Below are 15,090 nucleotides of genomic sequence, written 5' to 3'. Positions count from 1 at the left end.
TTAGTTTCCACCTTTCAACTTTAAAAGCTCAATTTGTTTTTCATACAATGAGTAATCAACATCTTTTTTAGAACGTGTTTCTTCTGAACGATTTTCAATCTCAGCTTTAAAATCTGCTCCACGTGTTTCTGAAATTGCCTGATCTTCTCCGCGAGCTTCAATTGAAGTAGCAACATAAGCTGGCGTTTTATCTAAAATTGACACCTCTAATAACTCGATGTCCTCTAATGTGCGTTTCTGAATGCCGTCTTCTCCGTCTTCCCACGATGGCTTGTTATCGACAAAACCAAATGACCAGCCTTTTAGCTTGCCGTCTTTTGCCTTTTGAATGATTTCTTCATCAGATACATGAGCAATAGCACGTAATCCGATGTTATCTTCATACAGTTGCAAATTGCCTTCTTGTAGTGATCCAAGCTTACGGTTTTTGTCGTGGTTGAATAATAGATCAACGTTTTCAGCCTTATTCAAAGCCCTTTCAAACGTTTTAGCGCGTATTTTTTCTTTAAAACGTCCTCTTGGTGAAGGTAAAATACGACTTTCACGCTCAACAGCATTCACGTAACCATCTAGCAACACTTGATTTTCTCTAATTTCAATCCTCAACTTCTTCACCTCCCTTCTCGGATTCCTGGCCATTTCCAGAAATAGCAGCCGTTTTATTTGTATTTGGTGTGTAAACGGTCTTTGTTTTTGGATCATACAAGACATCTTGTAAGCCTAACTTAATGAAATCTAAACCAAGTGGAGAATGATCTTCTAAATAGCGAACTTCATCTATCTGCAGCCAACCATTTTTTAACGCAATTTCATAAGCTTTATAGCGTTTTTCGATGTCACCTTTGACTAGCTCTTTCATATCGAAGGCAAAATAAAAAGACTGCTCTTTTTCCGATGGAAGAAGTAAGTCCTTGTTCAATGCCGTTTCAATTGCTCGAATAATCGGCAGTATGCAATTTTTAATAAAGTTTGTATGCACTTCTTCATTGGCGGAGCCATCCAAAATGCTATCAGGTACTTTAAAAAGTTTATTTATTTCGCTTGAATTGGTCTTTTTGTTTTCATTCAGCTGCATTTCAACCGATGTACTCGATGCCTCTTTGAAATCTATACCATTATTTAATACCACAACATTTTCTGTATTGTTTTTGTATAAATTGTTCCAGGCTGTTTTTAGTTCTGCAATTGCATCCTTTGACAATCGGCCCAATGACTTCAAGAAACCTTTTTTATTACCGCCAGTTTTAACAAGCGAGTCCTCAAAAACAAGCGTATTGTACGCAACTGATAAAATTTTATTGTGATCCTTTATAATTCCACTACCTGTTACCCCGTCTTTAGAATTTCGAGCAATTTTAATAAACTCAAATTCCCGATAGTTCACACCATTAACAGAAATATCATAGCTTTTAAATATTGGATCAACACCAACTAACACCGATACATTTCGATTCTCAACATAATGAAGACTTTCAACATCATTTCTTTTTCGGTTGATAAATACGTACCCTGCGCCTTCCAATAAATAATCAGTTACTAAAGCTTTTTTAAACTGGAAGCCGTCTAGTGTATCTAATGTCTCATCATTAAGTAGAAAAACACGTCTATCTTCTTCAATTTCTTCAACTTTACCACTGTTTTCTTTGTGCAATTTGATAGGTAAAGTTGCAATAATATCTGAAATCAAATCTACACAGGTGCCAACACTAGGTATGCTTAACGCTTGTTCCTTTGTTAAAACAGCATCCGTTAACCCTGCTTGCAGCAACAATTCATCCATTCCACTTTCGCGAAACTCCTGAATACGTTTATAATCACGCCATTCACGCCACTCTTTAATTAATCCCACAATCTCACCTCCTTAAATGACTTGTGCGCCCCAATCAGCATCAGGATTAAAAATGACATCATGCTGCAGTAAATAGATTGCATTGATTAAACTCACAACCATATCAACTTTGCCAGTGGACTTTTTCTTATTCACATAGATATTTTTATTTGTGTCCTCTGTGACTTTTGCATTTTGGAAATTTTCTTCTAGTAATTCATTTTCGGTATAATGGAACCCTTTGTTCATAATCTTTTCTCGTAATAGCTTTGTAGCTGGATGTAACACGCTTGAATGTTGTTTCACTTCTACAGTAACTAAACCTTCCTTTTCTAGTTTCTGAGCTGTAGAAAGGCAGTTATAACGGTCATAAGCTACGCCCATCACAATGACGTTGAATTGTTCTTCTATTTCTAGAACCTTTTGTTCAATAAAGCCGTAATCCACCGTCATATCACCACAAGAAAAACACTTCCCTGCCTTAATGTGATCGTAGTAATTAATCTTTTCCACTCGGTTTTTATCAGGGATACGCTCTGTTGGTACAAACGCATAGGAATCAGCGTATATTTGCATGTCTTCCTCTGTCACCATCGAGAATGAACAGTTATCATTCGTCATGGCCAAGTCTAAACCTACCCAAACTTGACGACCTGACCAATCGAAATCATCAATTTTACATTTACGCAAGTCTTCCACATTTACATACGCTTCACCACTATTAGAAGGTAAAAAGTGATTCATATGTTTACATAGATATTCTTCACGTTCTGAGGGCTTTTCTATGGCTGATTTACGGCTATCTCGTATCTCGTTATAGTTTTCCTCAACTCTCAATGGATTCGCCTGTAATAGCCCTGTATCGTCCCATAAATGCTCGTCCTCAGCATAATAAAGCAGCGCGAACATGCGATCATCTTCAATAAACCCATTAAAGACTTTCTTTGCATACGCTAATTCTTCCAACATGATCGATTTATCCTCAGCATAAGCCGTTGTTAATTTAAAGCGTAATGGGTTTTTAACGTTTAATTGGCCCGATTTCATGGCATTTATATTCTTGTAATCTTTAAATGCACCCACTTCATCAGCGATAAAAGCACTTGGGCGGATCGAGTTGTTTCTATTCGCCTCTGCAGTACGTGCCTGGTAAAAACTATTTGTTAAAGTACATACAATTTTTCCACTTAACGTTTTTGGAATAACAAAGTATTTAGCAACGCCTGGGCTGGCCATGATAATTTGAGTCATAGCCTTTTTAACTTCACCTGCAAGCTCACGATCCAAACAAATAGAATAAAACTCCGAATAATCATCCTCTGTAAGCATTAAGATGATGATTATTAAGGCACAAATGAATGTCTTCGCATTCTTACGAGGAATAAACAGCGTAATATCACGGTATCTAAACTTTTCTTTATCACTTTTAAAGCGCCATCCGAATATATTGACAAGAAAAAAAGCCTGGAATCCTTCCAAGCCCTCTAATATTGTTTTTCCTGCAACGCCTAAACCTGTAGCAAAATTAAGCAATTCCAAAAGTCCTTCGATCTTTTCTATTTCTTCCATATCAAAGTAGTAATCAAAATCATCTTCATACTGCTTTTCTAAGTCCTTTAGGAACCAATTACACTGAATAATGACCTCTTTTGTTGTAATTTCCTTACCTTTTACAACTCTTTCAGCGTATTTTACCGCCTTTTCAAATATCATTTCTTACCACCACGCAATACTTTTAACAGTTGATCATCTTCTTCAACTCGAACTTGGAAATTAATATTACCTAGCTTTGCTCGACTTTGTGGTGATAGGCTTAATTCATTACAGCAACGGAAAAACTCTTTTGAATACTTATCTTTAGCACTCAATAAGTTCCGATCTAAAAGCCTTTCAATATCCCTGTTAATAATTCGTTCAATTTGTTGGACTCGGTCAATGGCTACAGCACAGGTGCTTAGAATATAAATATCGAGGTTCCCAAGAATCCCACTTGCTTGTAACTCCTTCACAATGAAATTGAAAATTTTCTTTTGCCTTGCATTCAGGTGTGTAGGAGGCAAGATTTCATCGGCAGCACCTTTTAATTTTTCTTCTGTTTGAGTACGAATTGCAATTTCTTCTTTCGTTAAATTCTTGCTCATTGTTTTCACACTTTTTGACGGTCTAGCCAATTTCCTCACCTCCTTAAAAATTTTCATTTAGGGAATTTTTTTAGAGCAAATGGGGGCAGTCGGTGTACAGGAATTTCACGATTTTTCACCGATTACCAGGGGGGTACTCTCCAAAATAATATTTTTTAATTCTTCTGCAGGTATTGATCCCTTCTCTGCCAGCTCATGATGATAACGACACAACGATATAAGATTGTTATCCTCTAGCCTCTTGTCCCAGGCATTGGCTATAGGCTCTATGTGATGCACCTCTAAGTCAGTGAAGTTATATTGCATTTGAGTATTGTATAAGTTGCGCAAGCATACCTGGCATAAATGTTTGTCACGATCAGCAATGTGCGCTCGTTTATTCTTCCATGCCCTTGACCATCTGAATCTATCAATGTATGTGGTCTGCTTTATAGCTACTGGCTTAGATGCACATCTTTGACCACGCTTATGAATACCACCACAATAGGTACAACTCTTTAGCAATACTCTCACCTCCTTTTAAGGCATAATAAAAAGCCACATCGTGATTGATGCGACTTGATAGTTTTATTATATTAATCTTATTTCCTTTTCTAAATCCATCAAGATTTTTTGATACTCCACCTTAAACATCTCTTTAAACTCTTCTTTCACACTATATTCAGAACTATAGTTTTTACCAGATAAAACACGTTCACCTCGATTTACTCCCGAATAGAAAGGTATAATATCCAGCTTTACTGAGCCTTCATTGCCATGCCCTTGTAACTTTTCTTCAAAATATTTTTCAACCAAATATTTTACACACTGTTCAGCTTTTTCGAATGAATTAAAAACACCTAATGTTTTACCATTCAAATCTAGATTATACTTATATTCATTTACACTTATCATTTAATCAGCTCCTTAATTATTTATACTTTTATTATAAACAAATTAGTAGATTTTGTTCACGAAGGTGCAAAATGTAAAAAGCCACACCTTGTTAGATGTGACTTTCAATAAAGATATAAAAATACGATTTATACATAGCAAAGAATGTAACAATTAATGCTACAAAATGAGCTAACTTATAAGGAAGTCTAAATGCTTTCAATAGTAAAAAACATATTATATAAGTTCCGATAATAACTATTGAAAATGTTAGTAACTGCGTGCTCATTTTTTCTAATGGTTCACGTATTGCATCTGTAATCAAAGATGTATTTAATAACACCTAGTCACCTCCTATATATTTACAATAATAAATCTATAAGAAGTAGTTGTCATTAATACAATTTTGATGTAAAAAGAGACTACCAATTTAGTAGTCTTTTACTTGTTTCTGACATACACGTACAAGCGAACGTGTTTATTTTGTAATGGAAATTTTGTACGCATTTCCGTGCGCTTTTTGATACTCCTATAATATCTCGATTATTCAATACTTAACATTGGTTTAACTTAAGGTAATATTATGTGAAGAATTTACCGTATAGTTTTCAGCGAATGAGACCATACGTCTTATTTGTGCATGCTTATTATAGATATATTGAGCACTGTATCCTAAATCCTCTGCCACCTGTTCCAACGTTTTATGTTCAATGTATTTACCTATTAATATCCTATGTTCAAGTCCTTCAAACGTTTTTACTAATCTTTTAATATCAAATAGGTTATTCATCTTATGGGCAAGTTTCCATTCAATTTGTTCAATAACTTCCTCAACCTTACTTCCTTGGCTGTCTGCAGTTAGTTTCACTTTAGCTAGATCACCTTGTACCCAGCGTTTCAATTCGGTTTTCGTTCGCATTAAATTAAGTTCTAAATAAGCAATTTCATATTCTAGCTCACGATAATCTTTGAGCCATGCGAATTTACTCAAATTAAGCACCTACTTTCAATAAAGGTTACAAATTGTGTTACAACGAGTTTCAAGATATACGTAACCTTCTAAACGTTGATAAATCAACGTTTTTATATTTGCGGTTACAAATATACAGATTTTTAAGCGCTTTTTCTTTATATATATTTTTATTTCTTTCTTTTTTTCTCTTTATTTATTTTTTATATACTTATATCTATTATTTATTTGTAACTAAAGAAATAATAATAATATAAATATATATATAATAAGGATTTGTGACGGTTACAGATGTATTTTTTAAAGTGTAACCGTCATTCATTAAAATAGGAGATTAAACCATTGATAGATATAGGTTTGTAGCAGGTTACTGATATTATTACTTATCCTGTTACTTCATCCGTAACTTTTTTATAGACACGTACCGAATTCCCCATAACTTTTACCACTTTTGATTCCCAACCTTCCTTCTTCATCCTACGACCGAACTCGGTGTTTCCAGCAGGTTTGTGTCCTTCATCTTCACAATAGGCTACGTACATTGCGTAAACGTCCCTGGTCCTCTTTCCATCAATCTCATCACTATATTGATACAAAAATGAAAGAGCACTATCAGATTGAATGAAATATTCAATTGTTTGTTGTTCAATCGTGGCTGATTCAGAAAGCTTATTACCGTTTTTACGTATTCTCTTAATACCTTCGAGTGCTAATTTTAGTATGTAAGACTTAGCTGTATCACTCGAAAGCTTTTCGTCTAAATTTTCATCGATCACTTTAACCTCTGCATCACAAGGAATGACTACTAGGCGCCTACCAATACCACCTGACTTATCTTTAAATTGTGGCATCTTGTTACAAGTAAAAATGAGTGTCGCCTTTGAGCGTATGGTAATAGGGATTGAATAGATTGGACGCAACATAACTGGATCTCCTGATGCCAACGTTTTAAAGTTGGCCGACTTGTCCAGGTACGACGCGTCAATATCATCAGCGATGTTCATTAATTTACCTGACATCCCATATACAGCGGTGTCGTCATCGAATTTATCTAATGGCACGTTCGTTTCCAAGCCATTCGTGAATGCAGTAAGCATTTTTAATAATGTTGATTTACCGTTGTTCCCTTTTTCAGACTTGTAAAAGAAAACTTTATGCGGAAAGCCTTTAGTCATTAAAATATGGCCAAACATTTCTTCAATCACAATCCTTAAATCTTTTCGATTACATGTAAAGAAATCTAAGAATTGATCCACATGCTCATCATAGGCATCTTCATCGTATTGAACATCTAAAAAATACGGTGTGAAGCCAGCATCGATTATTATGGGCTCACCATCATCGATAATCACACCATTAGGCAGCTGGATAACAAAATCATTGTCCTCTACCACATTCGATTTAATCTTAAATAGTTCCATTAACTGCTTATGTTGGGCTGGCTTCAATTTTATATGCTTGTCTATTTCTCTTAGTAGCTTATTAGAATCGGTAATGTAACGGTCCAGCTGCTTAAAATAAATTTGATTGTTGTAATAATGGAGATCCAAACGCTTGGCCAATACTTCGCTGGTCATAACCATATCCTTTGGATTAAGCCATTGCTGTGAACTAGGTGCTGGCTTTTTATCTAACACGGATTTAATTGTGTTATTAAGCTCGTCATCATCCATCGACTCAGCAAATACTTTTGTATTGATAAAGGTTGCTAGGATCTGCAGTGTTTCATTATCGATCATATCGGTGCCATATTGCTCTAACGTTGTGAGCAAATGGCTATATATTGCACTGTTGCGCCCTTGCCCTTCCTTAATGCCTAGTAAATTATGTTTTAATTTAGAAGGATACAAGAGCAAAGGAAGCTCTGGTAACGTACTCACATCTTCAAGATAATGAGCATTTTCCATCGGCCGAAGTTTGCCATTTTGCTTAATCGTAGCCTGTGAGCGAGTACCCGTTTTATAATCGACCTTTAATCCAGCTACCGTTGTTTTATCTGTGTAGTTTTTAATAGGTGTGGTCATTCCCTCAGCCTTTGGACGCTTATACCAAAGGTGAAAGCCTCGACTCGTCTCTACACGCAAGGATGGATAAACAGAATAGATGTATTCAGCAGCATCTGAGCGAGTATCAAAGTCCACCACCACTATATCTTTTGTTAAAATGACACCAGCATCCTTATAATTTTTGTGATCCGTAGAAAATATGTCGAATGAGTGTTTAGGCTTCTTTTCTTCTAGCTCGATATAGCGCAATGGTTTTATAGTAGACTTCAAACCGTAGCACCTCCTTTCTTGACAATATCTTTAAGGTTATTCCTCTTGGTCCTGATTCGAATTAATCTCCACAGTCCCATCCGAACCTACCTCATATTCAATCCCTTCATGCTCATCTTCAAGATCATCAATACTCATTTGCTGCGGCTGAATTAATAAAGAAATATTTGTACCTGCAGCTGGATAAATGGCGTTCACTCGGTCCACATCCTCAGTTGCTACATTAAATTTGAGTACAGTCTTTTTATTGTCACGCTGCAAGTTCACAAATTCAGCTTGAATCGGCTCATATGGTCCCTCATCATCTGAAATTGTTAAAATGGTCATTTTACCTGTTAACCTTAATAATTCGGCAGCATGTTTCGTTTCATCTGTTAAGATATGAAACATTAAAACTTCTTTCTTATCATCCTTTTGCATTTTCTTAAAAAGCACACTAATTTGTATGTCTTTTGTTTGTACTGTTTCTGTTGTCATTTGAAACACTCTCCTATACAAATAATTGTTTTTGAATCATTTTCACATACCAATTCAAATCGATTTTTCGTTTTTCAAATTGATCAAGTGGACCATTCCACACAATAGATTGCTCTGGACTATTAGAAACTTTTTGATATTTTTCATCACGTACTTTATAAACACCGCCACGTTTTGGATCGGTTGTTGCAAAAATACGATTTACCTTTTGAAGCTCTATCATTTGCATTTTGCCATCCTCAAACGCTTCACATGTCATACCCTCAAACTTCCCTTGCTTGGCCACTAACTGAAATGCTGTTAAATCCTTTTTGAACATATTAATGACTGTTTTTTGAATGGGTATATCATGCATGTAGTAATTGACCAGGGCTGTATCGATAATTGATAAACTATTACGCTCCCAGGTCCCACCTTCGAAGTTTTTCATAATTCCTTTTGCCACGATTTTCCCATCAGAATATCGGACACAATAATTATTGGCATCACGCTGAGCAATTTTATTAATTTCATTTATTTTAAAATGTATTTCATAATGTTTACTGAATCGCTCAATGACTTCATCGATAAAAGGACGGAATGATTTGTCCTCATACTTAACAATTAAGCCATCTGTATTTGATTGTATAAGCTCTATAAATGGCTCCAATAACACAATTAGATGTGTAAGAATAAGTTGGCCATTTACTACGATGTTGTTAAATTGTTGCGGATCAAACAGTGCATTAAATTCTGACTTACAAGCACCTACTGCAGCATTGAGCAAAATTTTATAAATTTCCTCTTTTGATTCACCTGCAGCTTGGTACCTTAACCGATCCTGGTATATTTTTTCGTATCGTTCAGGCATCTTAGCTGCTCTACTAATAAATCCATTGTTAATCTTTAATGTTGGAAAATAAGATTTTGCATCGATGTGAAGAAAATACCCTTCGCCTAAATAATTTTCTTTAGCTGCATGCAATCCACCAAAACCATACGTGTGTATTAATCCAGCAAGCTTATATTCAAATTGTCGTTTTTCTAAATCAGTAACAGATCCTCCTTCTAAATAAGAAACGTGGATATTGTTATAAAAATCGACAACTGATTTTGGCAATTCATTAATTTTGAGTCGCTTGTCATAGCTAAGTTTCAATCGATCACGTTTGTGGTCCTTCATTTTAAAAGCCTTTAATACTGTAGAAGCTAGATTTGCACGTGTCTTTTTTACATCACTTGGATGTAATTTGAACGTCTCAATAATTTCAAACTTTGAAGCAAAATAATCTTCACGTTTTTGAAAGGCCGCACCAGTTGCTTTTACATCGTTTTCACAGTAATCAAGAATCGTTTTTATTTCATCAGGTGTTAATTTTTCTTGATCAAAATCCACTGGTGTTTCAATGATAGTCATGCCTAAATTGGCCATGGCCTCTTTTAAAGAAAGTGATTTATTTATTAATTCTTGCTTTACGTCTAATGTAAGAAAGCCGCAATTTACTTTTCGTTTAAATGTGCCACCTATAATTTGTTTGCTAATTTCATACGGATCCTGATCGGTTAAAATAGCCCATAAAATGATGTCATCATAATGATAATTATTGAAGCCAACAAGAATATCTTTTGAAGAAAGAGCGCTTTGTAGGCGCTCTTTATCATTGTGTATGCGTATGATTTTATTGTTAGCCAGATTTAGGATGACACACATCCAATCGTTAGGGAAAATCTCGAAATCATACACTTTAAACATGCTGTGTCAGCTCCTTAAAACGGTTCTGGCTGTGAAAGTGAGAAGTTGACAAATGTGCCGTTTTTAGATTTAGAATGTTTAATGTCCATCTCACATTGAGTACCCAGTGCTTCTTTAAATGCGTTTACTAGGTCTGTTTCAGGTGAACCGAATACAGATGGATCTAATTCAATATCAAGAGCTGATGCACATTTCATCGTTTGTTTTAATGCACGTTCCATCATTTTTTCGGTGAAGAAGATCATTCCAAAATGTTTACGATTTTCATAACCTTCATTTAAAATTTCAAGGTCTAGTTGTAACCATTCTGTACCTTTATCATTTACACGCCATTGTACCTCTGAAAGTACAACATCGTAGCCACCTTCTGGTAGTGCCTCATAATCATCTACTGGTGATGTTTTAGGATCAAATCCCTCTGCTAATAATTTTTGAGCCATAGCTGCTAAGTTACTCATATTCTTCGTCTCCTTTGGTAATAGTGATAATAATTTTTTACATTGTTCTTTATCAAACATACCGATATGTGCAGTTTCTCTTGTTAATCCCATCATATCGGCTAATTGTTGATAAGCTTTTGAACGACTAAGTTTTCCATATTTCCAACGCACATCAAATCGTGCATGGCACAATTTACGTAGTTCTCTCAATTCAGCATTTGCCATTGTGCCAAGAGGTGTTTTACCTCGACCATGTGTACCTACCCTGGCATCACATGGCCTACATACATATAAGTTGGTGCGATAATCTGTGCCATAAAAATCTTTCGAACTGATAAATTCAGCTGGTTCTTGGCAGTATGGACAAATCATTTTGTACGTGGAGCTCTCGGTGCACGTGGCGCACCTGGTTTAGCTGTACGTGGTGCTTTTATGGTTGTGTTTGGTGCATTGGCTGGCGGTGGGTTGTCATTAACATATTGTTCGATGTTTTGTTTTTCATAATCTTCTTTAGTACGCGGATCATAGATGTCTTTGTCCAAAAAATCTAATGACTCTCCTTTTTCAACTTTAATAAATTCCCCTGAGCCTTCATGTTGAAAATACAATGTCTCAGTTGCTAAATTATCGTTTGGCTTTACTTCAACAGATACACTTGAACCATCTTCTAGCTCAACCGATACTTCCTCAGCGATTTGAGTTAGTGTTTTCTTTTCTTCAACTGGCTTTGATGGTTGTTGAGGTTCACTAGCTGAGCCTTTATCAAAAGCACCAATTATAGAATCTAAGATTTTTAAAATGCGCTCGTCCTCAATCCAATCACGTTGATAATTTTTACGGCGATCCACAACACGGCGAAGATATTTTTTACCGATTTTTTGACACATGATGTTCAGATCACAGTTACCATTTACAACGTTTAGATCTTTATCTCCTAATGAGGGAATTGGCTTTTCTAAAGTACCCTCTAATTTTGTGGCATAACGACTAATGTAAATAACATTCATCGGCAGGGCTTTAAGACGGACCACAATTGAGGTAATGAATGTTTTGCGTAGACCCCAACCTTTGCCGTATGGTACATCCCCTACATAGTCAACACCATTTTCCTCACAAATTGCTTGCTCAATAAGTGTGACTAAATCATCTATTACATCGATAACGACCGTTTCAAAGCCGTGTCCACCTTTCTCCAGGTCTTTAATAAGCTCTAACATCTGCTCAACAACAGTGGTTTTTATTGCACCTGTCTTTGGATCACGCTCATTTTTTAAATCAACCGATGGTGTTTCAATTTGTGCAGCGTTCCCATCTGTATTGAAAATGACTGGATTAGGAAACTCACTTGCTAGAAAAGATTTACCATTCATAGTTGGTCCCCAGATGAAATAATTACGTGGTGTTTCAATTGTTTTCTTTGGTCTGTTTGGTGGTAATGCCATATTATTGAACCTCCTTCGTTTTTTTCACAGAAACTTTTGTATAACCCTTTTTAGGAGAAGTCTTTTCAAACTTCTTAGCAATACGTGGATGTGATTCACGTAGAGCTTTGGTATCTATTGAAGTGACTTCGGTTGGTAACACTAAAGTGATAATGCAGCGATCCGTTTCAAAAGATTTCACTTTATGGTCCATCATTAATTGATACAACTTGTCCTTCATGGCTTTATATTGTGATTCAGTTTCTTTAAAAGACTGTATTTGTAATTCAAATTTTTCAACTTCACTGGCTACAATAGCAATCTCATTTTTTTCTTCTAAAGTAATAGAATAATATTCAGCCTCAGACATAACAGGTTGTCGTTTTAAAGCTTCACAACGCTTCCAGAACAATTCAATAGCTTGTAAGATTTCATTGATTTGTACATCGTCTCGATGGACCACTTCAATTTTCAATCGTTCAGGATCAAACTCAGCATCGAAATTATCAGGACGTTCATACAAAGCTAACCATCCTGCAGCAAGGTTAAATTCATTCATATACAGTTGCATTTGAACTTTGTATACATCCATTGTTGGATTTTTACCATGTGATTTAATTTCAAGTAATAATGATTCATCGAAATCAGCGCCATCACAGTTACCACGTATATTTCGTTCTTTATTAATAACTGTTTCTGGTTTAAAATTCGTTTCGTTTATTACGTTAATGTAGTCACGAATTTGTGGCTCCATTGTTTGGCCATATACTGTGTATTCATTTCCTTCAAATACGGTCGGTACTAAGCCAGTTTTTTCTTTAGCAAGTTCAAATTGTGACTTGTACTTGCTAAGACCTAAAATAATTGGAACATCCGAACCACCAACAAATAAGCTACGGTTTTCGATGACGTTTTTATCATCTGTTTGGAACATCTATTTTTTCCCCCTTCAAAGCAATCATTATTTTGTTATGAATTTCCTGAACTTGTTTTAAGTAATTTTCCAAGCCGTTTGCGGTATTTCTATCAATCAACAACTCTTTGTTTACGATTAGTTTTAAAGCGTTCAAAATGGTATCTGAATAGCCCTTAAATCGCCATTTATTTGATGATTCCTTTGATATTGGATTAAGAACTTCTTCAAGCCGTTCAATTTGGACATTAAGACTGTCATACTCTTTAATTCGGACAATGCCCAGGTCGATGAGGATTGCCTTTTCTTTTATTTCACTCATTTTGGCCCCTCCATATACTTCACAAATAGTTCGTCTGTGAAGTCTTTCTTTGTTTTCAAGGCACCGTAGATCAATTCCTCAATCGTATCTTTGGTGATAAAATGATAGACTGTTACTTTTTTATCCTGGCCATTTCGATAAGCTCGTCCAAGTGATTGATCATAATCCTGTAAACTATACGTAGGCGTATAAAAGATAACTAGATTGGCATATTGTAATTCAATACCTGCAGCACCAGCCTGGTATTGAACAAGCGTTACACTACCTTTTAACTTTGGCCATGTATTACGAGCTGGCAATTCAGACCGTTGGCCACTTACCTCAAACACTTTTTTCTTCAATTTGCCCAACAATAAAAGCAATGCTTCTTTTTCAGCTTTAAAGTTATAGAAAATAATGATGTTTTCATTGGTACTTTCAGCAAGCATTTCAATATATTCAAGTTTGTTCTTTTGATTGGCATAGAATCGTAAACCCTGTGCCAATTTTGGATAAGTGTCATAGACAACTTTTTCACCATTAACCTCTAAAATGCGATCTTTCTTTAGCTTCAAATACTCAGTGGATCGTTTGAAAAATACATCTTCAATTAACATTGGTGGCAAATCCAAACAATCATCTTTCGATAGCTTTACACTAAAAGATTGATACATTTGCTTGAGTATATTTTCACGTGTCCAACCCACTACTCTATTTACTCGGCGTTGGCCTAGATACAGCGTGTCAAAGATGCCAAATTCACGCTCAAACTGCGTTTTACTTTGTGCAAAATTAAACATGATGAAATAGTTTATTGTGTCCCCCCACCCATTGCTGGATGGTGTGGCAGATAAAAGTACAAAGTACGTACTTGCCTTAACTAAATTTTTGGCTGCCTTACCACGTTGTGAAGTAGATGTTTTCACGTAATGGCATTCATCGAATATGACAAACCAACCTTTGTATTTCTTCCAGTCACTAGCAATCTTTCCGTAGCTTAATAGATCATAATTAATCTCGACACCGTAATGATTAACGACCGTTTGAATATCCCTATCCCATCCCCCTTCTTTAATTTTTTGTGGTGGAGCCACAATCAATAGTGGTTCTCCATTGTAATGAAGTAGATAATGATGGATAGATAAAATTGTTTTGCCAGTACCTGTATCAAGTGCATATAACCAATTTGGGCGGGCTGCCTTTAATACATCTTTTTGGTATTCATATAACATGGAATCGGTCGAGATTAACTCGGACATCTTCGACACTGTATGCGACAAATGCTACACCCCCTGCAGCTTGAATTTTTTCGATATTGTATTTTTGGAGCTCGCTCACAACGCCACCTGGTCGCTTCACTTCAATGCCAACAAACTTTCCATTGATACAAGCAAGAATGTCAGGTACACCCGACTTCTGAAACATGTCACCATGTACCTTCATCCACCAATAGCCATTTGATTCGAGCCATTTCTTTATTTGATTTTCTATTGTTTTTTCGAGTGGTTTTCTCGTCATACTAGGAAACAACCTCCCGATTTGATATACTGATTTCAGATAATTATTTTGTTTAGAGCCTGAACCGTTCCAGCGGTATAGGCTCTTATTTTTTGTCCATTACAATGGTGCCTTGCTGCCATTCGGCAACAAATTCATGAAACTTCCAACCCTTATTTACTAGGTTGTGTTTTACGAAATAATCACCCAGGACTTCTAAA

The 15,090-nt window shown here is 35.8% G+C and carries 16 protein-coding genes; all 16 read right to left on the bottom strand.

Features of this window, described 5'->3' with window-relative positions:
• Nucleotides 1-606 carry an HK97 family phage prohead protease gene (locus MKY76_RS06870; protein WP_342557570.1) on the bottom strand — a complete coding sequence of 202 codons (606 nt, stop codon included), beginning with the start codon at nt 604-606 and terminating at the stop codon, nt 1-3.
• Nucleotides 596-1,849 carry a phage portal protein gene (locus MKY76_RS06865; RefSeq protein ID WP_342557569.1) on the bottom strand — a complete coding sequence of 418 codons (1,254 nt, stop codon included), beginning with the start codon at nt 1,847-1,849 and terminating at the stop codon, nt 596-598. Before MKY76_RS06865 ends, MKY76_RS06870 begins: the two co-directional genes overlap by 11 nt.
• Before the next feature lie 12 nt (nt 1,850-1,861).
• Nucleotides 1,862-3,541, bottom strand: a complete 1,680-nt coding sequence (locus MKY76_RS06860; RefSeq protein ID WP_305193546.1) for a terminase TerL endonuclease subunit — start codon at nt 3,539-3,541, stop codon at nt 1,862-1,864.
• Nucleotides 3,538-3,999 carry a P27 family phage terminase small subunit gene (locus MKY76_RS06855; protein WP_305193547.1) on the bottom strand — a complete coding sequence of 154 codons (462 nt, stop codon included), beginning with the start codon at nt 3,997-3,999 and terminating at the stop codon, nt 3,538-3,540. Before MKY76_RS06855 ends, MKY76_RS06860 begins: the two co-directional genes overlap by 4 nt.
• 75 nt (nt 4,000-4,074) lie before the next feature.
• Nucleotides 4,075-4,482 carry an HNH endonuclease gene (locus MKY76_RS06850; RefSeq protein WP_342557568.1) on the bottom strand — a complete coding sequence of 136 codons (408 nt, stop codon included), beginning with the start codon at nt 4,480-4,482 and terminating at the stop codon, nt 4,075-4,077.
• A 57-nt stretch (nt 4,483-4,539) separates the two neighbouring features.
• Nucleotides 4,540-4,863, bottom strand: coding sequence for a hypothetical protein (locus MKY76_RS06845; protein WP_342557567.1), 324 nt, complete (start codon nt 4,861-4,863; stop codon nt 4,540-4,542).
• 544 nt (nt 4,864-5,407) lie between these two features.
• Nucleotides 5,408-5,833 (bottom strand): hypothetical protein, encoded by a 426-nt coding sequence (locus MKY76_RS06840; protein WP_342557566.1) that lies wholly within the window; start codon nt 5,831-5,833, stop codon nt 5,408-5,410.
• A gap of 362 nt (nt 5,834-6,195) precedes the next feature.
• Complete coding sequence (locus tag MKY76_RS06835; RefSeq protein WP_342557565.1) at nt 6,196-8,088, bottom strand: phage/plasmid primase, P4 family; 1,893 nt, start codon at nt 8,086-8,088, stop codon at nt 6,196-6,198.
• 36 nt (nt 8,089-8,124) lie between these two features.
• Nucleotides 8,125-8,565, bottom strand: a complete 441-nt coding sequence (locus tag MKY76_RS06830; RefSeq protein WP_342557564.1) for a hypothetical protein — start codon at nt 8,563-8,565, stop codon at nt 8,125-8,127.
• Between the two features lie 13 nt (nt 8,566-8,578).
• On the bottom strand, nt 8,579-10,297 hold the full coding sequence (locus MKY76_RS06825; RefSeq protein ID WP_342557563.1) for a DNA polymerase B: 1,719 nt from the start codon (nt 10,295-10,297) through the stop codon (nt 8,579-8,581).
• Between the two features lie 14 nt (nt 10,298-10,311).
• A complete protein-coding gene (locus tag MKY76_RS06820) occupies nt 10,312-11,109 on the bottom strand; it encodes a zinc-finger-containing protein (protein ID WP_342557562.1) in 798 nt (265 codons plus the stop codon).
• Nucleotides 11,106-12,179: an AAA family ATPase gene (locus MKY76_RS06815; RefSeq protein WP_328025095.1), complete on the bottom strand. Its 1,074-nt coding sequence runs from the start codon at nt 12,177-12,179 to the stop codon at nt 11,106-11,108. The genes MKY76_RS06820 and MKY76_RS06815 overlap by 4 nt, the downstream gene beginning before the upstream one ends.
• Nucleotide 12,180: 1 nt before the next feature.
• On the bottom strand, nt 12,181-13,092 hold the full coding sequence (locus tag MKY76_RS06810) for a YqaJ viral recombinase family protein (RefSeq protein WP_342557561.1): 912 nt from the start codon (nt 13,090-13,092) through the stop codon (nt 12,181-12,183).
• Entirely contained in the window at nt 13,076-13,393 is a 318-nt protein-coding gene (locus tag MKY76_RS06805) for a hypothetical protein (RefSeq protein ID WP_342557560.1), read from the bottom strand. The genes MKY76_RS06810 and MKY76_RS06805 overlap by 17 nt, the downstream gene beginning before the upstream one ends.
• A complete protein-coding gene (locus tag MKY76_RS06800) occupies nt 13,390-14,652 on the bottom strand; it encodes a DEAD/DEAH box helicase (protein WP_342557559.1) in 1,263 nt (420 codons plus the stop codon). The genes MKY76_RS06805 and MKY76_RS06800 overlap by 4 nt, the downstream gene beginning before the upstream one ends.
• The gene (locus MKY76_RS06795) at nt 14,594-14,890 is read right to left on the bottom strand and encodes a VRR-NUC domain-containing protein (RefSeq protein WP_313469249.1); all 297 of its coding nucleotides are present in this window, start codon (nt 14,888-14,890) and stop codon (nt 14,594-14,596) included. Before MKY76_RS06795 ends, MKY76_RS06800 begins: the two co-directional genes overlap by 59 nt.
• Nucleotides 14,891-15,090: the final 200 nt, after the last annotated feature.

The organism is Lysinibacillus sp. FSL P4-0201 (genome assembly GCF_038593425.1).
GTDB lineage: Bacteria > Bacillota > Bacilli > Bacillales_A > Planococcaceae > Lysinibacillus > Lysinibacillus capsici.
Note: the sequence above shows the minus strand (reverse complement) of the source record. Positions and strands in the feature narration are given on the sequence as shown.